Origin of the sequence: Photobacterium ganghwense (assembly GCF_003025595.1) — a bacterium.
In the GTDB taxonomy this organism is placed as follows: Bacteria; Pseudomonadota; Gammaproteobacteria; order Enterobacterales; family Vibrionaceae; genus Photobacterium; species Photobacterium ganghwense.
Window position 1 is genome coordinate 64,012 of the sequence record NZ_PYMI01000002.1, and the last position, 24,869, is coordinate 88,880.

Genomic DNA, 24,869 nt, shown 5'->3' on the forward strand with positions numbered 1-24,869 from the left:
GCTCAGGTTCACCAATTCTATTCTCTCGCCGTTATTTATAGATTTATTTTTAATTCTTGATTAATCATCGCCAGAAGACGTCCGCATACAGTGGTTGAGCAGGAAAACATCCAGATAGATTTGAACGAGGAGAACTATCATGGCTCTATCAATGCACACTAACTACGCGTCACTGGTTACTCAAAACACCCTGAACAATACGTCTAACCTGTTGAACACAGCGATGGAACGTCTGAGCACCGGTTACCGTGTAAACTCAGCCGCTGATGACGCAGCAGGCCTGCAGATTGCAAACCGTCTGGACGCACAGTCTCGCGGCATGTCTATGGCAATGCGCAACGCCCAGGACGGCATCTCGATGATGCAGACTGCCGAAGGTGCGATGGACGAAATGACTAACATCGTTTACCGCATGAATGACCTGGCAACTCAGGCATCAAACGGTTCTGTGACGGCGACTGACCGTACAGCCATGAATGCAGAATACCAGCAACTGGGTGAAGAACTGGCTAATGTTATGGCTTCTACCAGCTTTGGTGGTCGCACCCTACTGGCTGACGGCGGCGGTGCTTTTGAAGCTGCAGCAGTGAACTTCCAAATCGGCACCAACGCTGGCGATCAGCTGGCAGTGAATGTGTCTACAGAAGTTCAGAAGATCAATACCACTGTTGGTACTAAAGGTACTCTGGCTCTGGGTGATCTGACTTCAGAAGCTAACGCTCAAACGGCACTGACAACACTGACAGGCGCAAAAGGTGATGCTGGTCTGCTGGCTGATCTGGGTGCTGCACGTTCAGCACTGGGTGCGAATATCAACCGTCTGGAGCACACCATCACTAACCTGGGCAACATGGTAGAAAACACTTCTGCTGCAAAAGGCCGTATCATGGATACTGACTTTGCAGTGGAGTCATCAAACATGACCAAAAACCAGATGCTGATGCAAGCCGGTACTACCGTTCTGTCTCAGACTAACCAGCTGCCAGGTATGGCAATGTCACTGCTGCGTTAATCAAGTCGCTCAGACACTCCTTTGGCAAGGCCTCCTTAACGGAGGCTTTGTTTTTTGTACATCAGCTGACCCATGTACCCGTCCGGTTTACCTTCTTCATTTTTCACTTTGACTATCGACACGCGACACCTGTAAGCAATTGACTGAAATTAAGTTTTCCCCAAAGCCAGTGCATTTTGCATTGCCCACTGTTAGTTGTTCACTGTGCACATTGCCTGATATCACACCCGCCTGCTTTGCCCCCTGTGATGCCAGTTCCGTTCGGTCGCTTAACGGTTAATTCCCGCAGCGCTCTGGTCGCCTCATTGCCTGGTGACACCAGCAAAATCAACGCTTTCCCATTGTATTTGAGAATCAACCCCCGCTCTCTGGAGACGAAGCAAAGACAGGAAAGCGGAATCAGCGGAACCCACAGGCGGAAGCGAATAGCGGAAGCTTCACTTCCGCGCCGAGTGTTTATTGTGCGTAAACAGCTGATTTTTATTACTTAAATGCAGTTTAAAGCTGGCACGGTTATTGCCAAACAACACTATCTCAATTAGGAGTGCTGACATGAGCTCAATGGATCCAATTTCAATGGCAACCCAGTTCGCCACCCTAGATGTCAAACCTTTCCAGACGCGTTACCAGCTCCAGGCTGATAAATACCAGAGCCAGCTGAAAGCGCTGGGTGAGGTAGAAACCGCGCTGCGGGAGTTCCGCACCGCGGTCAACAAGATGAATACGGCCACGTCGGGCATTATCACGAACGCAGCCACATTGAGCGAAGAAGGCTTTTTTACCGCCAGCACCAATGCCAACGCCCTGACCGGTAACTACCAGATTTTCGTAGAGCAGGTCGCCACCGCGCATCAGATGTCGACCGGTATGCCAGCGGGGATCACGTCAACGACCGAGATTCCGACAACAGGTACGCTGGACTTCACCATTGACGGCGAAACATTCTCGGTTGATCTCTCCACCGTCGACAACGACGGCGACGGGAAAGCCACCATGGCGGAACTTGCTACCGCAATCAACACCAACAGCAATAACAAAGGGGTGAATGCCACGCTGGTTCGCGCAGATGGCGAAACCCATTTCATGCTGTCGAGTACCGAAACCGGCGTCGCCAATACGATTCAGGTGTCCGCCTCGGGCACCGGCCAGGCTTGGTTCGACGACGCCTTTACCAATACCACGGATATCAGTACCCCACAGGATGCTGTGATCTGGCTGGGGCCACAAGGCAGCGGACTGAAACTGACCAACGGCAGCAATACCTTCAGCGGTGTCATTGATGGTGTCGATATCACCGTTAACAAGGCCCAGAGCGCCGGTGACACACCGATTAGCATGGGTATTGCCGCCGACAGCGAAGCGACTAAAGAGCAGCTCAACACCTTCATTGACGCCTACAACAACCTGGTCTCAACCATCGATCGCCTGACCTCAACCGGCTCAGAAGACAGCAAACGGGGCGCACTGGCCGGAGACCCGACTACCCGTTCAATTGAAAGCCAGCTCAATAACGTTCTGCGCAGTCAGTTTGAAGGCAAAAGCCTGATGGAAGTGGGCCTGAGTATCAATCGGGAAGGCAAGCTGGAACTGGATGAAAAACGCTTTACGGCAGCGCAACAGAACAACGGTGCCGCACTGGAAGCCATGTTCAACGGCGACGGTAACCTGTTCGACTCGCTGGACAGTGCTATGGAGCCGTACCTGAAATTTTCCAGTGGCCTGTTTTCATCTCGAAAAGACGCGATTAAGCAGAACCTGTCACGAATTGACACCAAACAGGAAGCGTTGCAGCGCAAATATGACATGGCGTACGACCGTTACCTGGCCCAGTTCACCCAGATGAATCAAATCATGACTCAAATGAATCAGACCAGCGGTCTGTTCGCAATGTAAAGGACCCTTTTTATGTTAATGCAAGATTCCGGTTTTAACTCTTACCAGCAAGTTGATCTGGATGCCCAGGCTGCCTCTGCTTCCCCGCATCAGTTGGTACTGATGCTGATTAACGGTTTTATGGATGAACTGGTACGAATCAAAGGCCACATCATCGCGAAGCGGTTTGCCGAAAAAGGCACGGGGATCAATAAGTGTATGAACATTCTGACGGGTCTGGACAGTGCGCTGGATATGGAACAAGGCGGAGAAATTGCAGTCAACCTTCACGATCTGTACGAGTTTGCCCAGTTTGAACTGTTCCGCGCCAGCCTCAACAACGATCTGAACCGCCTCGACAACGTCGAAAAGGTCATGACCAATATCCGTGAAGGCTGGGAAGGGTTCGGTACGCATGTTTAATGTCACTGCCGCCATGCTGAAACAGTGTCGCCAGCAGCTATTCCTGGCCGCACAGCGACAGGATTGGCAAGTGCTGAGCCAGACCGATCTGAAGCTTCGCCGTCTGTTGACAGCATGCCGTCAACAGTATCGGCAATCCGGCCTGAATCCCGAGATTCAGGCTGAACTGGCACGTCTGCAACTGGAACACCAACGCGCGATGCAGGCCCTTTCGGAAGCCCGAGAGGAAGTCCAGATCCAGATCGCTGCCACCGGCGATCAGAAAGAGCGCTTTGAAGCCTATCAACTGGCTCTGAACATGGAGTAAAGGATGCAGACTTCCATTCTTCCTAACAATGGCTCCAACGCAATATCCGGCTCGGTATCCGAAGGCCTGGGTCTAAAAAATGCGTTCAGCCCGAAAAAAAGCCCGGTGCCTGAAGCCGGACATGACAGTTTTTCGTCAGCACGCGAGATAGCTCAGCGTCGCAAGCAATCGGACAACGCCACCCGCAATGATAAAGCACACGCATCGGCTGAACGAAACTCCCGTACTGCCGAGGATGATTCATCTGCCGCCGATACGCCTGCTGCCGGTATGTCTGCCTCTCATTCGATGCCAGCGAATCCGAAGGCATCGCCACATACCGGGAATTATGCAGGACAAGCAACATCAGCTATGTCAGGAGAGATAGCAGCCGTTCCCGGCGTCATGTCCGCCACGACGGTTGGCACAGCCATGCCGACAGGCCTCACTGCTGGCTTCTTGATGACAGGTTCCTTATCTGCTGACGCCGTCAGCGCCAGCAATGGGCTGACCAGTACAGGCCCTAATGGCTGGACATCCGGCACATCGCCGGGTTCAACATTTTCGGGTACACCTCTGACAGATGGGATGCTGGCAAGCCAGCGCAGTGTAAGCAACGGGCTGAGCGATACCCTGCTGCCGGGAGCGGACAGAACCGCCACATTCACCGACACCCTCGGCACGGCCAATAACTCATTACATGGCTCATTACATAACTCATTGCACGGCTCGCTGGGCAGTGCAGGCACAACTGGTGCCGGTCCGACAATGCCCGCTCAGGCAGCCGGTCCCGTGACTTGGGCAGCCATGCACCTTGACGGCAGCCAACCTGCCAAATGGGGCGAACAGATGCTGCAAGTACTGCACGACAAAGTTTCTCTTCAGGCTACTCAGCACCTTCAGGAAGCCCGTATCCGTCTCGATCCGCCGGATTTGGGCAAACTGGATTTGCTGGTGCGCGTGGAAGGTGATCGACTCAACATTCAGCTGAATGCTAACAATGCAGCCGTTCGGGATGCTCTGGTACAGGTCTCTGAACGACTGCGTGCCGAGCTTCAGCAGCAACAGTTTGTGCACGTCGATGTGAATGTCGGCCAGGGTGATCAGAGCTCGTCACACTCTTCCTCACAACCGGAAGATGAAAGTTTCCAGCCATGGGTTCGGCAGGCGAACGACACCGCTGAACACAGTGAGCAGACTTCTTCAGATCACTGGCTGTCCCTGACCGCCTAAGCGTGTCGCTTTTATCGGCCAACCAAAGACCGCCAAGTAAGGACTTGCATTCATGACCAAAAAACAAATCACTACATTGCTTTTCGCCTCGCTGCTGATAAGCGTCATTGCTTCGGCGCTCACCTTTTCCGGGACGGTCTGGTACATGAAAAACCACCGCCAGTTCAACCTGGACGAGATGTTGACTACCTTCAGTTTTCAGACTGAGGAAGCCCCATCCGATCAACCGGTGTTTCATTCTCTGGACAAACTGGTACTGAGTGTCAAAGGCAGCCGCCAGACGCACTTCGTGATGCTGGAACTGGCCATTGCAACCTACCAGCCAGAGCGCATTAAAAACATCGACAACTACATGCCGGTGGTACGCAATGCCCTGCTGAAGCTGTTTAGCAACAAAACGTATGAAGAGCTGCAAAACCAGCCAACCATTGATGCCCTGCAGGAAGAAGTCAAACAAACCCTGCTGACGGCATTCGCCGACACCCACATCGCGCGAGATATCGACGATGTCCTGCTCACCAAGTACGTGATCCAGTGAGGCTACCATGCTTGATATGAACCCTGCCGATCATTATTGCGCCGAGCAGCCTGTCAGCGCTCAGCGTCCGGCGTTCAACGAAGACCGCCTGATACGCAAACACCTGATTCTGGTTAAACGCGTGGTGAATCAGCTGCGTAGCCATACCAGTACCCATTGCAGCCTGGAAGATATGCAGCAATTGGGCATGCTCGGTCTGCTCGAAGCGGCCCGCCGCTATGAAAATGTGGATGACCCGAATTTTCCGGCCTTCGCCGTGTGCCGGATTCGCGGTGCCATTCTGGATGAATTACGTCGTCTGGACTGGCGCTCTCGTCAAACCCGTCAGCAGGCCCACGAGCTCAATGACATCACCCGTGATCTCACCAAGCAGCTTGGCCGCCAGCCGAGCGAAGCCGAGATCATTGAGGCACTGGGTACAGATAAAGAAGATTACCAGCAGCGGCTTCACGCCAGTCTGGCGAGCGAAATGCAAAGCCTGGATCAACTGATTGAAAACGGGGCGGATATGGCCCACGACAACCATCAGGATGCCATTCAGCACGAGCAGATAAAGCGAACCCTTGAAGTTGCACTGACCAAACTGAAGCAACGGGAGCAACTGCTGCTCACGCTGTTCTATCAGCATGATATGAACCTGCATGAAATTGCCCTGGTACTGAATCTGACCCCACCCCGCATCTGTCAGCTGCACAAACAGGCGCTGAAACAGTTAAACCAATACCTGTCGTCTTAGGAGATCCCATGCAAAAGTTTACAGGTGCCCTGATTATCATTCTCTGCGTCTTTGGCGGTTACCTCTGGGCCGGGGGCAAGCTGGCCGCTATCTGGCAACCGGCGGAACTGCTGATCATTGCTGGTGCGGCCATCGGCTCCCTGATCATTGGCAACCCACCTCATGTGCTCAAAGACATGCGCAGCCAATTGCGTGAGGTGTTATCCCCCCGCAAGGATGAATCAGAGTTTTACATGCAGCTCATGGCTCTGCTGCAAGTGTTGCTGGAAAACATTCGCACCAGCGGTTTCAAGTCGCTGGATCGCCACATCGAAGACCCGGCCAATAGTGAGCTATTTCACCGCTACCCGCTGGTCGCAGAGCATCCGCAACTGGTGTCGTTTATTACCGACAATTTGCGTTTAATGGCAATGGGGCAGATGTCGCCTTTTGAGTTAGAGGGACTGCTGGAGCAGGAAATTGCGGCTATCGAGCAGGATTTGCTGTTGCCTTCCCGCTCACTGCAACGTACCGCGGAAGCCCTGCCGGGATTCGGTATCCTGGCAGCCGTTATGGGCATCATCATCACCATGCAGGCGATTGATGGTTCCATCGCGATGATTGGCTACCACGTTGCAGCCGCTCTGGTGGGCACATTCTTAGGTATTTTCGGTTGTTACTGCATTTTTGACCCAGCCAGTAATGCCATGGCGCAGCGCGTAAAACGTGATATGACCGCTTTTGAATGTACCCGCGCAACTTTGGTGGCATACGTAGCAAAAAAACCAACCTTACTCGCTATCGATGCCGGACGAAAACATATCCAGCTGGACATCAAACCTTCCTTCAACGACATGGAGAAATGGCTGGCTGATCAGGAGGGGTAATGCAAAAACAAGAGCACATCGTCTTTAAACGCGCCAGTAACCGGCACCATGAAGAACATCATGGAGGCGCATGGAAAGTGGCGTTTGCTGATTTCATGATTGCTCTTATGGCCCTTTTCCTGGTGCTGTGGCTACTACAGGTGGTGGATCAGAAAGAGCGGCGGGCCATCGTCGCTTACCTGAACAGCTCCAGCATTTTTGACGAAGGTGCCGGTAACCCTTTCGATACTGCCAACAGCCTTTCTCCGATTGATTTCGGCGGTGAAGCCGCCGATCTCAGCTCTCACGATGCCGCGCAGACTATCACCTCCTTTTTTGACGGCAACGGTGACGGACCGGAAAGCGATGCCCTGATCCCCGGCAGTTTTGAAACTCAGGAACAGCTGACGCTGCTGGCTGAAGTAGTAGTAGAAATGGCCAAGCAGGCTGCCGCCCAAGGCAATGTAATGGTAGATGTTACCCCACAGGGACTGCGGATCATTTTGCAGGACGATTTCCGCCAGAACATGTTCAGTCGGGGCGGAGCCCAGCTCACACCGTTTTTCGAAGATCTGCTGCTGGCCATTGCCCCGATTTTCAAACAGATCAGTAACCAGCTGATCATCAGCGGGCACACCGATGCTACCCGCTTTAAAGGTCATTTCAGTAGTAAATCTAACTGGGAACTGTCTGCCTCACGCGCCAACGTGGCACGCCAGACACTCATCGCTGGCGGTATGCCCGAGAACCGGGTACTGCAGGTGGCTGGTATGTCAGATCGCGCCCTGCTCAATCATGAAGAGCCGGATGCAAGCGAAAACCGCCGGATTGAACTGTTTATTCTGACGACACCGGCAGCTCAGGTGCTCGACACCCTGTTTGGCAGCAAAAAACCGGATAACCCGGTCAATAAAGCGCGCCAGGCTGCAGAGCAGAACCAGCCGGTGCTCCGACGCCAGTTGGTTCAAAACCACCCGGTCAGCGATTCATACCGTCAGCCAGCGGCCACGTCGATGCCGGATCAGGAGCCAGGCCTGGTTCTAGATAAGGGGCTTGGGCCAGATCAGGGGCCAGGACATATTCAGGCAACTCATCAGGCAGAGGTGCACTTACTCACCGCTAGAATTAGCCAACCATCACCGCTTTCCTGAGCCGACCGGTTGGACATGTTCCGAACGTTCTATGCATAACAATCAATACTTAACGTTCGGAACATAGCGTTCAGAACATAGCGTTCGGAACCGCTGAGGACAGTAAACATGAATCAGGCAGTAAACATAAACTTGTGGAACTGAATGGGGACAAAGGGATTTTTTGACACCATTCAACCATTGTGGAATAAACAGTGACTTTGCACCCTCCGCTACACGGTTATAATCGCCACCGTATTTTCAAGGAAGTCAGACAGGTCAACCATGGCGCACATTGAACGACGGACACGCAGACCCGATACCCTGCAAAAAACCTTTCTCTGGCTGATTGTGATAGATTATTGCCTTCTGGCAATGTTTCTCCTGAAGCTGAACGCCCTCACGCTACGACAAGGTACGCTCATCAGCCTGTTGCTGGTGTTCTATAACGTCATCCTGACCTTCTTGTGTTTTCAGCGGGCCAACCGCCGGGATGATTCTTATATTGTGTACCCGACCCTGTCTGCCACATTGCTGGCATTTATCTGTTTTCTGTATTTCTTTTTTCTGGCCTGACGAGGTCTTATCTTCGGGCTACCGGTCTTTTACCGGATTACCGGCAAAAAAAACCCGAGGGGCAAGCACACCCTCGGATTTTTTATGGCCAGCATAGTCCATGTGTCGACCGGCTGAATTCACCTGACTCAGCGTATGGTAGGGAACCTCATCAACAACACCATTATCAACACCAAAGACAGGCACGCAAACCCAGACCCGACGTAACCAATTTCCTCCAGCGAACGCCACTGGATTACTTTGCTGCCAATCAGTGCCCCGGCGCCAATGCCCAGATTGATGATGCCAGAGAACATCGACATGATCATATCAGAAGCATGAGTATCGATATTGAGTACCTTGACCTGCATCGCCAGACACACAATCATTAGCGCCGTACCCCAGAACACTAGCACGGTACTGATTGTCCAGGGATGTGAAACAGCCAGCAGCAACAGTGCCATACACACCATCACAACCACCGTGTTACCAACGAGCAGGCGGGTATTGGCCTTCTCTCCCCAGTAACCGAAAATGACGCTGCCCAGAATGCCTGCAATACCAAACAGAAGCAGCAGGAAAGTAGTGAAGTGCTCACTTACCTCGCCAATCCCTTTCATAAAAGGCTCAATGTAGCTGTACGCCGAATAATGAGCGGTAAAGATCAGAAAGATAAACAGGTACAGCCCCATCAACGTTGGCTTACGCAGCAATTCCGGGAGTTTTTTCATCGAGCCGGTGAAAAGACTTGGCAATGGCGGCAACAGCCTGAACAGCGCCATCATGATCAGCAACGCCACGACAGCAATCACCCCAAAGGTGGTTCGCCAACCCAGCCATTGACCAATAATCCGACCCAATGGCACCCCGAGCACCATCGCAAGCGAGGTACCGGTCGCCAGCACGCTGAGTGCCAGCGTTTTCTTACCCGGCGGTGCTACCCGAATCGCGATAGAAGCGGTAATCGACCAGAACACAGCATGTGCAAAGGCAATACCGATCCGACTGGCTACCAGCATTTCAAAATTCCAGGCAATGACCGAGAAACCATGGCTCACAATAAACAGGGTGAAGACCATCAACAGGAGCTTTTTGCGCTCAATATGGCTGGTCAGCATCATCATGGGTAGCGACATGGAAGCCACAATCCAGGCGTAAATTGTCAGCATCCAACCAGTAGTAGCCGGCGTCGTGTCAAAATCACGGGCGATGTCAGACAACAACCCGACCGGCACAAACTCAGTGGTATTAAAGATAAAGGCACTAAAGCCCAGCGCGAACACACGCAAATACTGACGATGGCGCGAAGGCTCATTCGTCACGGCAGCAGATAACGTCATAGTTTTAAAAAGAGATAAACAGAAGAGAACAGGAGGCGGGGATTGTCTCGCCCTTTCGGTGTAAATGAAAGACAAAACCAGCCGGCAGGCTGGTTTTCATTCGCTGGCACATCCCAAAGACGGGCCTCAGCTGCGCAGCAAGGCAACCACTGTGTGTCGGTGAACATTGGCCTGCGCCGTGATCGCCTGATAGGTCGCGCTGAACCCACCGGAAAACTGGGCGGATAAATGGCTCAGTCGGCCTTCAGCGGCAGCCACATCGCCCTGAGTGCCCAGCCTTTCCAGTTGTTGCTCCATTTGCTGCGCCAACTGAGCCTGGTAGGCTTTAATATCATCCAGGCTCTGCTGAACCTGGCGCAGATGCAGATTCACTTTACTGAGGGTCTGACGGATACCGTCACGGTGCGCCGTGCTGATGGACAGGTCTTCAACCCCTTCAGGTTCAGGTTGCAGACGGATCTGATTGGGTTGCCCTGCCGGGTATCGATGTCCCTGCCCGGTAACCAGCACCTGCTGATGCATCTGCAGATACGCACTGTCTGTCGTTTTAAACACCAATTCGCCGCCATCCGTGGCGGCTGCCCGCATTCCCAGCGGAATCAAATTCCGATCGAGTTGGCGTACCAGCTGTTTGTCATCCAGTCGTGGATCAAACTGCAGGGTAACGGCCCCCGCTTGCGGAAAATCGAGCCTGAGCTGCTCTGCCTGATGGCGTAACCGGGTCAGGTTCAGGCCGGGAATGGTAAAAGCGCGGCCGGCCTGACCGTTCAGCTGAACCTTCAGTTGAGCATCCAAGACCCGCCCTTCCTGCGTGCGGGCACTGTCGAGAGTGTGACGAATAACCTGCTGGCTGTGTGCCAGCTTGTCATTCGACGATGGCGGTGCCGGTTGCTGGCTGCTCAAAGACTGTGCCAGAACTCGCTTCATCGATTGCAGTTCTCGCCCGACCTGCAGCAGCGCCTGCTGCGCCACCTGCACTGTTGTCGCCTGGTGCTGACCTTTTGCCAACACGGCTTTGGAGACTGAAAAATGTCCCTGCGGCGCTGATACCATCCGGGCCGGACGAGTGGCCGGCACCTCAGCAGCGGAACGTTCCGTCACGGCCGACGGGGTAATGGTGGTTTGACCTTGTCCGGCCAGCCGGACGCTCTGAGGGCCAACGTCAGCCGTTGCATTAACCATACGTCCCTGCCCTCTTACAGCTGTCCGAACAACGATAGTTCATTAATTTTCATATAACTGGCCTGCGTGGCCTGTAGCGCACTGATGTAATTATTCAGCCTGACCGACGCTTCGCCGTAGTCCAGCGCTTCGAGATCACCCGAGACCTTGTCGACAAACAGTTTGTTTTCACTGTGGCTGTTTTCCAGCAAATCCAGGTTGTTCTGACGACCACCGATGGTCGTCATTGCTTCCAGCACATTGGACAGCGTCGCATCAACCGCATTCAGCGCACTGTTCACTTCATCATGAAACGCCGCGGTTGGCTGTTTGAACTCGGCTATCACCTTATCGATGCGGTTGATGATGTTGTCGCCGCCAAGCTCAAGGATTTCACCAGCCGTGACATTGGATTCCATGGTCACCCCTTTCGCCACCGTCACTACGCGTTTATCGTTATTGCCGTTGATGACATAGTCGCTACCGGCGGCAACCAGTGACGGCTGATCGGTCTGGGTACCGGAAAACAGATAATTGCCTTCCTCGTCCTGAGCATTAAAGGTCGACACCAGGCTATCACGCAGGCTTTCCAGTTCGGTGACAATCCCAATTCGGTCATCCTCACTGAGCGATTCATTTGCGCCCCACAGCACGAGATCCCGCATACTTTTCAGGCTCTCATTGGCGGCGTCCAGATACGTTTCCTGGCTCGACAGCGTCGTTTTAACATTGCTGATGTTATTGCGGTACTGATCCAGCGCCTGTCCTTCACGTTCCAGGTTCAATAATTTGATCGAGTCGATGGGCGCATCAGAAAGCTTCGTCAGACGCTTGCCCGTTGACATTTGCTGCAGAACTTCGCCCAGCCCGGCATTATTGCTTTGCAAACTTTGCAGCATCATCTGACTGAACTGGGTATCACTGATTCTCATTTCATCACCTTTTCTGTGCGACGCCGTTAAAATAGCTGCAAGACCGTATCGAACATCTGATTGGCGGTACTGATCACTTTCATGTTGGCCTGATAGGCATTGGCAAACACCATCAGATTTGCGGCTTCTTCATCACTGTTTACCGCACTCAGATTGTCGCGGGCTGCCAGCGCTTGCTTATTCAGGCTTTCTGCTGCCTTGTGATCGGCACTGGCCTGACGGGTTTTAATGGCGGTCTCGCCAACCATCGAAGTAAACGCATCATTGATGGTGACATTGCCAAACCCACTGATGGCAAAAGACTGGTTACCAATCGCCACCAGCTTTTGCAGCACTTCGCTGTTGCCCGGCGTACCATCAGCTGAAAACGCCAGGTCTTCCGGAGACAAATCGGCCACCGTCAGACTGGCTGCCGGATTAGCCGGGTTGTAGGTAAACAGCGGTGCCCCCTGATTGCCGTTCAGATCCTTACCGGTAGCCAGCACGCGGTTGAATTCGTCCGCCAGGTTCGCAGCCATATCATTCAATGCTGCCAAATTGGGCTTGAGGGTCTCCAACTGATAATCATCAATCGCCCCCAACTGCCCGCCGACTTTTCCGTTCACCGGAAAATGCTGGCCGGAAAATTCCAGATTGAGCGTCGCCAGATAAGGATCTGTGTTGTCAGGCACCGTATTCAGCTGAGCGGCTTCCGAGCCCAGTACCAGTGGCTGGCCGGAAGCCAGGGTCACCTGCAGGCTGCCGTCCGGTTGTTCTGTGGTTCTGACGTCCATCAGCTTCGACAGCTCGCCAATCAGGTTTTCCCGGGTATCCAGCAGCTGCGCGGCATTACCGCTGGTCGCTGAAGCTTCAACAATCTGGCGGTTCACATCAGCCAGATTGCTAAGCAGACTGTTGGCATGCTCTACCGCCGCACCCCGCTGATCGCTCATGTTTTTGTGCTGAGCGTGAAGTGATTCGGTCAGCGTATTGAAACGGCGTGACAGCGCTTCTGCTTCGTTAATCACCTGCTGGCGCAACGGAATCGACTGTGGTTTCACCGTGGCATCGTTGAGCGCCGCATACAATGTATCCAGTCCGCCAGACAGGCTGAACGCATCCGCGCCCAACAGGCTTTCCAGCTGGCTCATGTTCGACAAATAGCGCGAAGAATACGCGGCCTGGCTGTTGGTCTGCCAGGTTTGCTTGACCAGAAACTGATCGGCCACACGGCGAATGCTGGTGACTTCCACGCCCCCTCCGGCACTGTGGCGCCCCTGGCCGCCCAGCGAGCTGGTCAGTACCTGTTGCCGGCTGTAACCCGGGGTGTTCACGTTCGCCACATTCTGGGCGGTCACATCAAGCGCGACTTTGTTGGCATTGAGGCCAGACAACGCGATGTTAATCATGGACATGGCAATTAAAGCTCCACTTTATGGATCAGGGGCTGCTGGAAAGCAACGGTGCCCATGGATTCCTGAAACATTTGACGGAAGGACACTCTTGGATCGTAGGCGGCGGCCAGAGCCGTATCATTAAACGCGGCCAGCCCCTCGTCAGAAGAAGGCGTGGTGACTGCGGCAGTGCCCAATCCATCGCTATCGTTAGCTGCCGTTTGCGGCGCCGTGGCATGACTGACCGGCATTTTTGACAGCGCCTGACTGGCATGAGGCAGGGTCGGACTCAGCTGTTTAATCAGCATGTCAGCGATCCCGCTGCGCTGCTTTTTTGCCAGTTCGATGGCCAGCTGACCGTCGTAAAAATCACGGTATACCCCCTGCTCCTTGCTGGAAAACGGATTGTCCTCCGGCGCCAGCACATCGCTGCTGCTGCGCATCTGACGCAGCACCATTTGCAGGAACATGGCTTCAAACTGGCCAGCGACCGTTTTGAGCGCCCCCTGCTGATCGGCCTGTTGCCGGATAGTGGCCAACGCGCTGTTGTCGTGGTAAAGCATGGCGTTCATCTGTGCCATGTCACCATTACTGTCTACTTTCATGCCCCCTCCTTAAATCACAACCAGTTCGGCGTTCAGTGCACCGGCTTCCTGCAACGCCTGTAGTATCGACATCAGGTCATCCGGCGTCGCACCCAGGCTGTTTACCGCACTGACAATGGTGTTCAGCTCCGTACCTTCCGGCCAGATATACATCTGCGCCGTATCCTGGTTAATGTCGACACCGGACTCATTCACGACTCGGGTTTCACCATTGGAAAACGCATTCGGCTGGCTGACCTGCTGACTCTCGGTAATCGTCACAGTCAGGTTGCCATGGCTGACTGCCGCTTCGCTGACTTTGACATGCTGGCCGATCACTACGGTACCGGTCCTGGAGTTGAACACCACCCGCGCCGGACGACGCCCTTCCACCACCGTGATATCTTCCAGCATCGACATCAGCGTGACCCGCTGCTGCGTGTCTTTCGGTGCCAGCATCTCAACCTTGCCCTGATTAATGGCGGTTGCCACTTCCGGGCCAAAAATGCCGTTAATGGCACGGGCAATATTTTTAGCCGTCGTGAAGCTGGGCTTACGCAGGTTCAGGGTGATGGTGTCTTTGTCATTAAAGTCAGACGGAATCTCTCGCTCCAGGGTAGCCCCGTTCGGGATCCGCCCGGTGGTCGGGGTATTGATGGTGATTTTCGAGCCGCTGCGGCCCTCCGCCTGCACCCCGCCAACCACAACGTTGCCCTGTGCCACCGCGTACACTTCACCATCGATACCGCGCAGTGGCGTCATCAGCAGCGTGCCACCCCGTAAGCTTTTCGCATCCCCTATCGATGACACGACGACATTCAACTCCTGGCCAGAGCCGGACATTGGCGAGACATAAGCCGTCACGCTGACCGAGGCCACGTTCTTGAGTTTGGGATCAGTCCCTTCCCCAATCTGCACCCCAAACTGGCGCAGCATATTCGTAATGGACTGGCTGGTGAATTTCACCTGGTTTCGATCGCCCGTGCCGTCCAGACCGACCACTAGGCCATAGCCCACCAATTGGTTGTTACGAATACCCTGAATATCAACCAGATCCATAATCGGCATCGGGGTTTCCGCCTGTACCAGCGGCGTTATCAATACCTGGCTGCCTAACACGGCGGTGCAAGCCAACGCGCGGAAAAAGGTTCGGAGTGTCTGCATCAGAATGGTACCCATGGGCTATTGAAGAACTGTGTTAGCCAACCGGCAGCATTGCTGTCGGCCAGCGCGCCGCGGCCAGAGTAGGTGATGCGGGCATCACCGATACGCAGTGAGGACACCTGATTGCGACGATCAACATCATCCACCCGGACAATGCCAGTCAGTCGAATGAACTCATCTCCCTGATTCAGGCGAATCCATTTTTCACCGCTGATACGCAGTACGCCGTTTGGCAGCACTTCGTGAACCGTTACCGTAATTCCGCCCTGCAGTTTGTTGCCCTGCGAGCTGGAAGCTGCACCGTCAAAGCCTCGATTGGCCTCAATGTTGGCTGACAAATCATCCAGGGTGGTATTGCCAAAGGTCGGAGCCAGGAAATTCAGGGAAGAGTCCTTGCCGTATTTGGTGTTGGCTTTTTTGCTCGACTGGGTTTCTTCATCCAGCAAAATGGTCAGCATATCCCCAACCCGGTAGGCACGGCGATCCTGAAACAGTGTCATCATGTACTGGTGGCGGTATAAGCTACCGTTCTGCGCCTCAGGCAGCGCATAGTTGAGCGGCGGCGGCGCATAAGCCAAATCGTCAGGCTCAGGCGGCACAAATTCCGGACGGATGCTGCAGCCGGATAGCACGGCTGCAGACACACAGGCCAGCAAAGAGAAAGACAGACCTTTCATCATTGGCCCCTTACACCGACTGGGCGACAAACTTCAGCATGTCGTCAGCCGCGGACACGACTTTGGCGTTCATTTCGTACGCGCGCTGAGTGGTGATCATGTCCACCATTTCCTCGACAACCTGCACGTTCGAGCCTTCCAATGCCCCTTGTTTGATGCTGCCCGCGCCATCCTGACCGGCGATCAGCTCTTCGGCAGCGCCGCTGGCTTCCGTTTCACGGAACAGGTTACCGCCGATGGCTTCCAGACCCGCCGGGTTGATAAATTTCGCCAGCGTGATTTGTCCCAGATCCTGAGGTTGCGGGTCACCGGCGACAACGGCGGTCACGGTGCCATCAACACCGATATTCAGCTTGGTGGCATTCTCCGGCACCTGAATCTGCGGCTGCAACGGCAGCCCCTGGCTGTTCACCATCAGGCCTTCAGAATTCACATGGAACTGGCCGTTGCGGGTATACATGATTTCTCCGTCAGAATTCTCAATCTGGAAAAAGCCCGCGCCCAGCACTGCCATATCCAAGTCCTGCGTCGTGTTCTGTGAGTTTCCTTGTGTAAAGACTTTCTGAGTACCGACCACGCGTACCCCGCTGCCCAGCTGTACCCCGCTTGGCAACTGATTCACCTGATCCACCTGAGCGCCAGGCTGACGCTGGATGCTGTAGAACAGATCTTCAAAGACCACCCGATCACGTTTGAAACCGACGGTATTCACGTTCGCCAGGTTGTTGGAAATGGCAGTCATCTTGGTGTCCTGCGCTGCCATCCCGGTCTTACTGACCCATAATGCTGAATGCATTCCTGCTTCTCCTCGTTGTTTGTTTCGTCGCGGATGCTGTGATGCTAATGCTTGTCACTTAAGCTTGGTTGCTTATGTTTCGTTGCTTATGTTTCGTTGCTTAGACTTCGCTGCTTAGACTTCGCTGCTTAGGCTTTGTGACTGACGCTTGCCGCTTGCTTTTCGTCGCCTGTCTGCAGTAACCATCCCGCCTGAATTTAGCGATTACTCATTAACCGGTTTCCGGCCTGAGCCAGGGTTTCGGCGGTTTTCATCATCCGTACCTGCATTTCAAAATTGCGCGTCAGAGACATGACATTTACCAGCTCATCAATGGCGGACACGTTACTGCCTTCCAGATGCTCTGCCGCCACCAGCACCGTCGGGTCTGCCGCTAAAGCTTCCCCCTGCACAGCATGGAACAGGCCGTCGCTTTCCTTTTGCAGCTCCGTCGCCGCCGGTTTCACCAGCTTGAGCTGCCCGACTTCCACTTCCGCTCCACCGCCGGGCGGAATCACGCTGATCACACCTTTATCGCTGACTTCCACTTTCTGGTACGCAGGCAGCACCAGAGGATCGCCATCCGCCATCAGCGGGAACCCATTGACGGTCAGGTTACCCAGTTCATCAACCCGGATATTACCGGCCCGGGTATAAGCCTCATTGCCAGCGGGCGTCTGCACCGTAAAAAAACCCTCGCCATTAATGGCGATATCCAGCGGTCGGCCGGTTTTGATCATGTCACCACTGTCAAAACGGGTAGACGCCGAGTTCGTGGCAACCAGAGTGCGACCGGCAAAACCGTTGCCCTGCAGTTGCATACTCTGCACCCGCTCCAAATCCGCCCGAAATCCGACCGTATCGGCATTCGACAGGTTATTCGAGTGCACATGCTGGGCCTTCATCACCCGGCTGGCACCACTGGTTGCGGTAAATAACAAGCTATCCATTACACTGATTCTCTCTGTCTTTCAGGCTTAAACCGCGTTGAACAGGGCCTGGGTCAGCTTATCGGAGGTCGAGATAGTTTTTGCGTTTGCCTGATAATTACGCTGGGCGGTCATCAGGCTCACCAGTTCACTGGTCAGATCCACGTTAGACCCTTCCAGTGCACCGGAGGTCAGGCTGCCTAAAGTCCCGGCCCCCGGATTACCGTTAATCGGCGCACCAGAGCTGTAACTTTGCATCCAGGAGGTGTTCCCTGCTTTCACCAGTCCCTGCGGGTTGGCAAAATCCGCCAGAATCACCTGTCCCTGCAACTGGGACTGACCATTGGTGTACGTCGCGAACACCATGCCGTTATCTTCGACCCGCACACCGGCCAATTCACCGGAGGCATGGCCGTTCGGTGAGTTGGTGCTCACGCCAAAATCCGCCCCAAACTGAGTGCTGCCCTCGAGATTAATTGCGACGTCCATCGGGTTGGCACCGCCCGGTGTCAGCGATACGGTAAATGGCTTGGTTGGTGCCGCCAGCGTACCGTCAGTGTTAAAGGTCACTTGCTGGGTTTTGGCTGGCTGATCAGCGCCGTCTACCTGCACATTGACTTGCCAGGTGTTATCCCCGGTTTTGGTGAAATACTGGGTCACGGTATGCGGGTTACCCAGCGAGTCGTACACCTTGGTGGTATATGACGAACTGAATGAGTCGGTATCGGTCGGAGAGAACGGATTCTGCGCCGTATCAATCACGGTCGCGCGGGCGTCAAAGTTCGCCACAAAGTCCACACTGTCCGTTGCTTTGGCCGCCAGGGATGAGGTTTTGATTTTCAGATCAGTGACAGCACCCGTTTGCAGGGTGTTGTTATTGTCCACGGAGTAACCCTGCAGTTTCATACCGCCATTGGTCACAATGTTGTTGTTCCGATCCGTCCCGAAAATCCCGGACCGGGTATAGAGAAGCTGCCCCATGTGATCTTTCGTCACGAAAAAGCCGCTGCCATTAATCGCCAGATCCAACGCACGTCCGGTGCCGTTAACCGGGCCATTTTTGGAAAAGTTCTGGGAAATCGCGGCCACTTCAACCCCACTTGGCTGCATACCGTTATACACGGCAGAAAACTCAGTACGGGATTCCTTGAAGCCGGACGTTGAAACGTTAGCAATGTTATTACTGATGGTGTTCAGTTGTGTGTTTGTGGCATCCAGACCACTTAATGCAATATCAAAACTCATGAGTGACTCTTTTTAGTACTGTCTTATTAAGTAATGTCTGGTTAAGCACCAAACTGACTAATCTGGTAGAAAGGAACACTGCCGACCCCGGCAACATTGACCAGCGTCGCGCCGCCGTTACTGGGCACCCGCACCTGAGAGACTTCACCGGCCATCAGCATGACCGGCTGCCCCTGGCCCTTATCAACATTCACCGATACGGTGTACTTACCCGGCTTCAGCCCCAGAGCTTGCGGATCAATGGCAAAATCCACATCCCCCTGACCGTGTGCCCCTAACGGCAAAGAGGTCTCCTGACCATACTCATCGGTGATCGTCAGCGTGACCATGTTCGAGGCATGCGCCAGTTCCAGCTTGCCGTGCTGCGGGCCGCTGCCCAGCTCCACTTCGTTGGTGTTCACAAACACGGTTTGCCCAACCAGACCAGCAGTAGAAAGCACCTGCATGTTATCGAGCAGTACCATGCTGTTTTGCATCACCTGCGCCATGTTCTCGGTACTCTGCACCTGAGAAAACTGCGCCAGCTGGCTGACATATTCCGTGCCATCCAGTGGATTTAACGGGTCCTGATTCTGCACCTGCGCCACCATCAGGGTAATGAACTCGTTCTGCAGCGAGGTCGCACTGTTTCGGTCAGCAGGGTTGGCCGTGACCGATCTTTCCTGACCGGCTGTCGCCGATACCGGTGAATCCGCAGTCAGGGCGGTAAATTGCGCCAGACTCATCGGCCACCCTCCCCAAGTCGCAGAAGCCCCTGCTGCATGCTTTTCACATTGCTCAGCACTTCAACATTGGTTTCAAAGCTGCGGGTTGCGGACATCATGTCGGCCATTTCAGCCACCACATCAATGTCCGGGTAATAAACATACCCTTCCCGATTAGCGAGCGGGTTACCCGGCTCATAGCGTTTCTCGGCGTCGCCGCGACTTTGCACAACGTCCACAATCCGCACTTCCGCATTCGGATACGCGTTTTCACCGGAAGCCAGTTGCGTGTTGCTGTACACGGTGGCAAAAACCGGCTTCAGTGCCTTGTAGGCATCCTCCGGGTTAGCAGACACGGCATCGGCGTTAGCCAGGTTACTGGCAACGGTGTTCAGACGAACGGTCTGAGCATTCATGGCCGAACCGGCAATCGAGTAGATATCGGTAAATGACATAGTGATTAACGTCCCTCTATGGCTTTGGCTAACCCGCTGAATTTCATGTTCATAAAAGTCAGACTGGTCTGAAAATCCATGTTGTTCTGAGTAAACTTCGCCTGCTCAACCCCCAGCTCAACGGTATTGCCGTCTTTGCTGTTCTGGTACGGCATGGCATACAGCGAAGAGATTTTGAAGTCCGGTACCGGCTTATCCACTTTCCCCGGCACGGTATTGCGCATAACGGTTTCAAAGCGCAGGTCTTTCGCAAGGTATCCAGGGGTGTCAACATTTGCTAAGTTACTGGCCAACACCTTGGTGCGTTGTACCCTGAAATTAAGCGCATCCGGGTGAACACCGAGCGCACTGTCAAAACTGATCGCCATTGAAATTCCTCAGGTCTGGCTGGTCCACGAAGCATTAATCAAGATACATGCCATCTTTTTATGATTTATTTATCAATACGTTACAATGCGACACGGAAGCGGAACTTCCGCCCAACGGAAGCTGGACGGAAGCGCCGTCAATCTCGTATTTGCTTTCTTTCCGCCCTGTTCGGCAGTGCCCTGCTGGGGATAAGCCATCCGCCCGCTTTCAGCGCTATTACCGAGCAGGCTCTATCTAAGAAAACTGAAATCGAGCAAACTGAAACTAAAAGCGAGCAGACGAGAACTGAACAGGCTATTGCAGCACAGACCATGACCGAGCAGGCGCTGGCAGATTTTGTCAGGCAGGAAATGCAGGCAGAGGTCGATGCCTATGCCCGGCAGCACCATTGGCAGAACGTGCAGACCGACATAGCAATCACGGTTCCCGCGGCCGTGCAGCACCTACCGGTATGCCCGGTGCCGTTAACCATCGCGGCCAGCGACCTCAACAACCAGCCAGTGGGGAATCTTAAACGTCAGGTACGTTGTGACGGCGGCACGTACCCTTGGCGAATAAATACCACTGTCAAAGTTGAAGTGCAGTTACCGGTTGTGGTCGCCCGAACCGCCCTCAACCGGGGAACCAAACTGGCAGCCGATATGCTGAAAATGCAGGTGATGCGCTTTAACCGAGCGACTGATTTCGCCACACAGATTCCAAGCGTAACGAGCAAACGCACCGAACGCCGTATTCGCAGTGGACAGGTGATCCGTCCCGCTTCGCTGCAACAGCGCTGGCTGGTTGAAACCGGAGATGAAGTGCTGATCACCGCAAGGAAAGACGGAATGCAGGCCAGTACCCGGGGAATTGCACTGGAAGACGGGGGCAAAAATGAGCAGATTGAGGTTAAAAATTCCCGGTCAGAGAAAGTGATTAAGGTTCGCGTAACCGACTACGGCAAAGTAGAAACCGTTTTCTGACCCCTGTCTCTGACGTTGCTCTCTAAGAGACCTAATGTGAGACCTAATGCGAGACCTGACGCTGTTAGCTGATAAGCTGCGCTCAGTGAAAGGATCAATTCCACCACGGCGGTTGGCCCGCAACAGCATGCCCTGAAAGATTTAATTAATCCGATTTTTCGCCGCCTATCTTAATCAGACTCCATCAGCAACAGGAACTCAGGATGAAAATTGATAAAGTGGCTGGCAGCGCTATTACCCAAACGCAGTTTGACCATTCTTCGCGTCGCACTTCAACCACGGCAAGCAGTCAGCCGCGTCCGGAGCCTGGCGTTCAGGTTGATACCCAACGCATGGCCAACATGCAGGAGCAACTGAAGCAGCTACCCAGTATTGATATGGACAAAGTCGCGGCAGTAAAAGACGCACTGGCACGGGGTGAGCTGGAACTGGATATTCAGGCGCTGTCTGGTGCCATTATGCAATTCCACACTGGCCATGAGTAAGACTGTGGAATCCGGTAAATCAGCCGCGCAAACCACCGCGGTCAGACAACAGCTTGTCATGCAGCTTCTGAAGGGAATTCAGCAAGACATTCAGCAATATGACGAACTGCAGCAGATTTTACAGGCACTGCAGGCCAGTTATCTGAATTTCGATGGCGAAGCCATGCAACGAATGATGCAGCGCCAGCAGCCACTGCTTGCCGTCTTAGCACAACGTTCAACACAACGAACAGTGCAACTGCGGCAATTGGGACTGCCAGCCACTCCGCAAGGTATTCGCAGCCTGTTTCAGGCTCTGCCACCGGCATTACGGGAAAAAATGCAGCAGCAATGGCAACGTCTTGAGTCCGTCATTGTGGCCTGTCGGCAACTCAATCAGCACAACGGGCAATTGTCCGCTTCGTTTGGGGAACTGTTAGCCGAAATCAGTCAGGGCTCACAGCGCCACTATGCCCGTGACCAGCTGATGCAGATGTGATGTCGTTTGCCTCATCGCCGCCTTCGAACATGACAGCTCAAGGCATTACCGCTCCAGCAATTCATGCGACAACCCGTGCGACAAACTATGCGGCAACCCATGCGGCAACCGCAGGGGTTATTGGCACCCTTACCGCCCCCCAACATCGTCATTTCCGCTCAAGTCATTTCCGCTTAAAGCGGCACTTACTGCCATTGCTGGCAAGTCTGCTCCTGATGCCGGTGTCCGCCGCACCGCTATATACCGAGGCACAAACCGCTATCCCGGCGATGGACTGGGCAACCCGACCACTATTTTCCCCATCACAACCTGCGTTTTTAGGACAGCGTTCACCCCAAAACACGGGCCGTCTGCGTTTTCCGGCAGAGTCTGAGGAATTCAAGCAACAGGTCAAAGCACAGCATGCGCGCCTTACCCCGCACCAACAGCGGATTCAGCGTCATCTGTTGCGTCAGCGGCACACGATCGAGATGATTTATCGAGAGCTGGACAAGCGGCAGTTGCCCCGACAGCTGGTGTTATTACCTATGCTGGAGTCCACATTCAATCCGCTGGCAGTTTCACCTGCCAAAGCAGCCGGGTTATGGCAACTAATGCCAGCCACCGCCAAACGTTTTGGCCTGAGCGTTACCCCAGAGCGGGATGACAGGTTTGACGTTAGCCACAGCACCCAAGCGGCGCTGGACTACCTGACTTTTCTGTACCGGAAATTCCATCAGGATCTGAACCTCACCCTGGCAGCATACAATGCCGGTGAAGGCAGGGTCAGCCGGGCGCAAAGCAGTGACAAACAGCGATTCAGCCAGCTTAGGTTACCGGCAGAAACGGTCAACTACGTGCATAAATTCCACGCCTTGTTACAGCTGGTGGATGTGGCAGAACTGGCAACGCATCGCCCATATTCATCACACCCTATCGCCGGGCTCTTGGCTCCACAGCGGAATACCGTTGACGCTCATGAAACCCGAAATGCAGAAGAAACCCAGGATACCCAGATCTTAACGACCCTGTTTGCCAAACGCACAGTGATCAACATGAAGCCGATCTCCCCACTGATACCGGTGATATCGCCTGACGCTTAGTCCGTACGGCCTCAGCAGCGATAGCAAAAATGATGGCTACTGATTGTAAATCCCTCGGTCAGATAAAACTTATGCGCCGCAAAACGCTGGACACCGGAATCAAGATGAATTTCATCAATATGATTCACTTCGGCATAGTCCTTAAACCAATCCATCAGATACTGGCCCGCGCCCTCTGAACGATGCGCCTCGTCAGTAACAAAATCGTCGATATAAAGATACTGACCACAGGATAACTTCTGCCCGGTCACAAAACCTGCCACCGACAGCACGTTACCGTCGCGCATCACGTATGCCAACTGATACCCCGACTTCATCTGCTGTATCAGCAGACCGATAAGTTCATTCAGCTCATACTGAGGACGCAATTGCTGAATAACCGGCGCCACGGCTGCCACTTCTTCCTGGTTTGAAACCAATATCACTTCCATCTTCAACCATCTCGCTTATTGTCTGTTTCCGTTAAGGATACCCACAGAGAAAAACGTACAAGCCTGATACCGGATTACGGTGAGTCCTCAGCGTTCACCTCAGGGAGCCCTTAAAATAGGTCAGGATAGCAAGCAGGTATGACAATACGCTGAAAGTATCGCGAAAAAAACCGCCTCCGGAGAGGCGGTCAGCATGGCATCAGAACACACCGGATATCGAGGTTGCCAGACCATCGACCAGTACCGGTTTAGCCTCTTCAAAGTCCAGGTTTACTTGATTGGCCGTTGATACAATACGGGTGTTGTAACGCTTTTTATTTTCGGTCAGCGTCGTTTTGCTGGTGGTGTGGCTGGATGAGCCATTTTTCACATCTGCCGTCTGCGTGGTGTTCACCTTCAGGTTAGTTTTCTCCACAATCTGAATATCGGTGATCATGGCGTAGTTGACATCCTCCACCAAGGCATCAGCCGCGATACCAATGGCCGCACCAATCAGGCCTCCCGCAGCAATGCTGTTTCCGCTGGATGAGCGCGATGCGACTGCCAACATACCCAGTGTGCCACCCGCCAGCGCGGAACCATAGCCGTTGGTCAGAAAGCCATTCGCTTCACGTAAATCCATTTTATCGAGCTTGAGGATGTTAGACTGAAGCCAGTAATGCGCAGTCGCCGGATCATTCACAATCCGGTAGCCTTTCGCCACCAACCTGTGTTGCAAAGCGTCCGAGATATCAATTTGTTTATCCGTGGTATTACGGATCTGAACATAAATGGTTTTCTTATCCGCGGAAACAGGATCCAGCCAGATGGTATCTGACATTTGCGTCTGCACTTCCAGATTACGTTTTTTCACCGCCGTTGATACCGCAGAGCAACCGGATAAAACCATTGTTGACGCCAATACCACTGCCACTAACTTTGCCTTACTTGCCTTCATTCTCGGAATAATCCCTTGCTGTTAAGACTCAACATATGAAATAAGTTGCGCATGATAGAGCAAAAAGGTGCTTACCGATAGTGATCAACTGAAAATTTTTTGTTAATCAGCGACATAAGTACAAGAACACCTTTTTGACCAAGATCGATGCAACAG

At 53.6% G+C, this 24,869-nt stretch carries 29 protein-coding genes; 14 read left to right on the plus strand and 15 right to left on the minus strand.

Going from position 1 to position 24,869, the window contains the following annotated elements; genetic code table 11:
* Positions 1–139: 139 nt before the first annotated feature.
* From lafA to C9I92_RS06205, 10 genes are all read left to right on the plus strand, one after another.
* A complete protein-coding gene (gene lafA, locus C9I92_RS06160; protein ID WP_047885090.1) occupies positions 140–1,012 on the plus strand; it encodes a lateral flagellin LafA in 873 nt (290 codons plus the stop codon).
* A gap of 552 nt (positions 1,013–1,564) precedes the next feature.
* The gene (gene fliD / locus C9I92_RS06165; protein ID WP_047885089.1) at positions 1,565–2,905 is read left to right on the plus strand and encodes a flagellar filament capping protein FliD; all 1,341 of its coding nucleotides are present in this window, start codon (positions 1,565–1,567) and stop codon (positions 2,903–2,905) included.
* A gap of 12 nt (positions 2,906–2,917) precedes the next feature.
* Positions 2,918–3,307 (plus strand): flagellar export chaperone FliS, encoded by a 390-nt coding sequence (gene fliS, locus C9I92_RS06170; protein ID WP_047885088.1) that lies wholly within the window; start codon positions 2,918–2,920, stop codon positions 3,305–3,307.
* A complete protein-coding gene (locus C9I92_RS06175) occupies positions 3,300–3,614 on the plus strand; it encodes a hypothetical protein (protein WP_047885087.1) in 315 nt (104 codons plus the stop codon). The genes fliS and C9I92_RS06175 overlap by 8 nt, the downstream gene beginning before the upstream one ends.
* Before the next feature lie 3 nt (positions 3,615–3,617).
* Positions 3,618–4,826 carry a flagellar hook-length control protein FliK gene (locus C9I92_RS06180; RefSeq protein WP_053061812.1) on the plus strand — a complete coding sequence of 403 codons (1,209 nt, stop codon included), beginning with the start codon at positions 3,618–3,620 and terminating at the stop codon, positions 4,824–4,826.
* 52 nt (positions 4,827–4,878) lie between these two features.
* On the plus strand, positions 4,879–5,364 hold the full coding sequence (locus tag C9I92_RS06185) for a flagellar basal body-associated FliL family protein (RefSeq protein WP_047885086.1): 486 nt from the start codon (positions 4,879–4,881) through the stop codon (positions 5,362–5,364).
* A gap of 7 nt (positions 5,365–5,371) precedes the next feature.
* Positions 5,372–6,100: a FliA/WhiG family RNA polymerase sigma factor gene (locus C9I92_RS06190; protein WP_047885085.1), complete on the plus strand. Its 729-nt coding sequence runs from the start codon at positions 5,372–5,374 to the stop codon at positions 6,098–6,100.
* 8 nt (positions 6,101–6,108) lie between these two features.
* On the plus strand, positions 6,109–6,966 hold the full coding sequence (gene motA / locus C9I92_RS06195) for a flagellar motor stator protein MotA (RefSeq protein ID WP_047885084.1): 858 nt from the start codon (positions 6,109–6,111) through the stop codon (positions 6,964–6,966).
* The gene (locus C9I92_RS06200) at positions 6,966–8,096 is read left to right on the plus strand and encodes a flagellar motor protein MotB (RefSeq protein ID WP_084712539.1); all 1,131 of its coding nucleotides are present in this window, start codon (positions 6,966–6,968) and stop codon (positions 8,094–8,096) included. The genes motA and C9I92_RS06200 overlap by 1 nt, the downstream gene beginning before the upstream one ends.
* A gap of 264 nt (positions 8,097–8,360) precedes the next feature.
* A complete protein-coding gene (locus C9I92_RS06205) occupies positions 8,361–8,651 on the plus strand; it encodes a hypothetical protein (RefSeq protein ID WP_047885083.1) in 291 nt (96 codons plus the stop codon).
* A gap of 128 nt (positions 8,652–8,779) precedes the next feature.
* On the opposite strand, the gene C9I92_RS06210 is transcribed toward C9I92_RS06205, so the two are convergent.
* The 13 genes from C9I92_RS06210 to flgB form a co-directional block, all read right to left on the minus strand.
* Positions 8,780–9,970, minus strand: a complete 1,191-nt coding sequence (locus C9I92_RS06210; protein ID WP_047885082.1) for a sugar transporter — start codon at positions 9,968–9,970, stop codon at positions 8,780–8,782.
* 126 nt (positions 9,971–10,096) lie between these two features.
* Positions 10,097–11,152: a hypothetical protein gene (locus C9I92_RS06215; RefSeq protein WP_047885081.1), complete on the minus strand. Its 1,056-nt coding sequence runs from the start codon at positions 11,150–11,152 to the stop codon at positions 10,097–10,099.
* Between the two features lie 14 nt (positions 11,153–11,166).
* On the minus strand, positions 11,167–12,063 hold the full coding sequence (gene flgL / locus C9I92_RS06220; protein ID WP_047885080.1) for a flagellar hook-associated protein FlgL: 897 nt from the start codon (positions 12,061–12,063) through the stop codon (positions 11,167–11,169).
* A 26-nt stretch (positions 12,064–12,089) separates the two neighbouring features.
* A complete protein-coding gene (gene flgK, locus C9I92_RS06225) occupies positions 12,090–13,457 on the minus strand; it encodes a flagellar hook-associated protein FlgK (protein WP_047885079.1) in 1,368 nt (455 codons plus the stop codon).
* A gap of 5 nt (positions 13,458–13,462) precedes the next feature.
* Positions 13,463–14,041 (minus strand): rod-binding protein, encoded by a 579-nt coding sequence (locus tag C9I92_RS06230; RefSeq protein ID WP_047885078.1) that lies wholly within the window; start codon positions 14,039–14,041, stop codon positions 13,463–13,465.
* Between the two features lie 9 nt (positions 14,042–14,050).
* The gene (locus C9I92_RS06235; protein ID WP_373689499.1) at positions 14,051–15,184 is read right to left on the minus strand and encodes a flagellar basal body P-ring protein FlgI; all 1,134 of its coding nucleotides are present in this window, start codon (positions 15,182–15,184) and stop codon (positions 14,051–14,053) included.
* Positions 15,184–15,861 carry a flagellar basal body L-ring protein FlgH gene (flgH, locus tag C9I92_RS06240; protein WP_047885077.1) on the minus strand — a complete coding sequence of 226 codons (678 nt, stop codon included), beginning with the start codon at positions 15,859–15,861 and terminating at the stop codon, positions 15,184–15,186. Before flgH ends, C9I92_RS06235 begins: the two co-directional genes overlap by 1 nt.
* Positions 15,862–15,871: 10 nt before the next feature.
* Positions 15,872–16,657: a flagellar basal-body rod protein FlgG gene (gene flgG, locus C9I92_RS06245; RefSeq protein ID WP_047885076.1), complete on the minus strand. Its 786-nt coding sequence runs from the start codon at positions 16,655–16,657 to the stop codon at positions 15,872–15,874.
* A 197-nt stretch (positions 16,658–16,854) separates the two neighbouring features.
* Complete coding sequence (flgF, locus tag C9I92_RS06250) at positions 16,855–17,586, minus strand: flagellar basal-body rod protein FlgF (RefSeq protein ID WP_047885075.1); 732 nt, start codon at positions 17,584–17,586, stop codon at positions 16,855–16,857.
* A gap of 27 nt (positions 17,587–17,613) precedes the next feature.
* Complete coding sequence (gene flgE / locus C9I92_RS06255; protein WP_047885074.1) at positions 17,614–18,810, minus strand: flagellar hook protein FlgE; 1,197 nt, start codon at positions 18,808–18,810, stop codon at positions 17,614–17,616.
* 41 nt (positions 18,811–18,851) lie between these two features.
* Positions 18,852–19,535 (minus strand): flagellar hook assembly protein FlgD, encoded by a 684-nt coding sequence (gene flgD, locus C9I92_RS06260; protein ID WP_047885073.1) that lies wholly within the window; start codon positions 19,533–19,535, stop codon positions 18,852–18,854.
* Positions 19,532–19,969 (minus strand): flagellar basal body rod protein FlgC, encoded by a 438-nt coding sequence (flgC, locus tag C9I92_RS06265; protein ID WP_047885072.1) that lies wholly within the window; start codon positions 19,967–19,969, stop codon positions 19,532–19,534. Before flgC ends, flgD begins: the two co-directional genes overlap by 4 nt.
* Positions 19,970–19,974: 5 nt before the next feature.
* The gene (gene flgB, locus C9I92_RS06270) at positions 19,975–20,337 is read right to left on the minus strand and encodes a flagellar basal body rod protein FlgB (RefSeq protein WP_047885071.1); all 363 of its coding nucleotides are present in this window, start codon (positions 20,335–20,337) and stop codon (positions 19,975–19,977) included.
* 60 nt (positions 20,338–20,397) lie between these two features.
* On the opposite strand from flgB, the gene flgA reads away from it, so the two are divergent.
* The 4 genes from flgA (at position 20,398) to C9I92_RS06290 (ending at position 23,345) form a co-directional block, all read left to right on the plus strand.
* Positions 20,398–21,300, plus strand: a complete 903-nt coding sequence (gene flgA, locus C9I92_RS06275; protein WP_053061811.1) for a flagellar basal body P-ring formation chaperone FlgA — start codon at positions 20,398–20,400, stop codon at positions 21,298–21,300.
* A 203-nt stretch (positions 21,301–21,503) separates the two neighbouring features.
* Positions 21,504–21,785 carry a flagellar biosynthesis anti-sigma factor FlgM gene (gene flgM, locus C9I92_RS06280; RefSeq protein WP_047885070.1) on the plus strand — a complete coding sequence of 94 codons (282 nt, stop codon included), beginning with the start codon at positions 21,504–21,506 and terminating at the stop codon, positions 21,783–21,785.
* A complete protein-coding gene (flgN, locus tag C9I92_RS06285) occupies positions 21,778–22,263 on the plus strand; it encodes a flagellar export chaperone FlgN (RefSeq protein ID WP_053061810.1) in 486 nt (161 codons plus the stop codon). The genes flgM and flgN overlap by 8 nt, the downstream gene beginning before the upstream one ends.
* Positions 22,263–23,345, plus strand: coding sequence for a lytic transglycosylase domain-containing protein (locus C9I92_RS06290; RefSeq protein ID WP_053061809.1), 1,083 nt, complete (start codon positions 22,263–22,265; stop codon positions 23,343–23,345). Before flgN ends, C9I92_RS06290 begins: the two co-directional genes overlap by 1 nt.
* An 11-nt stretch (positions 23,346–23,356) precedes the next feature.
* Here C9I92_RS06290 and C9I92_RS06295 read toward each other — a convergent pair whose 3' ends face one another.
* Entirely contained in the window at positions 23,357–23,776 is a 420-nt protein-coding gene (locus C9I92_RS06295; protein WP_047885069.1) for a GNAT family N-acetyltransferase, read from the minus strand.
* Between the two features lie 199 nt (positions 23,777–23,975).
* On the minus strand, positions 23,976–24,713 hold the full coding sequence (locus tag C9I92_RS06300) for a complement resistance protein TraT (RefSeq protein ID WP_047885068.1): 738 nt from the start codon (positions 24,711–24,713) through the stop codon (positions 23,976–23,978).
* Positions 24,714–24,869: the final 156 nt, after the last annotated feature.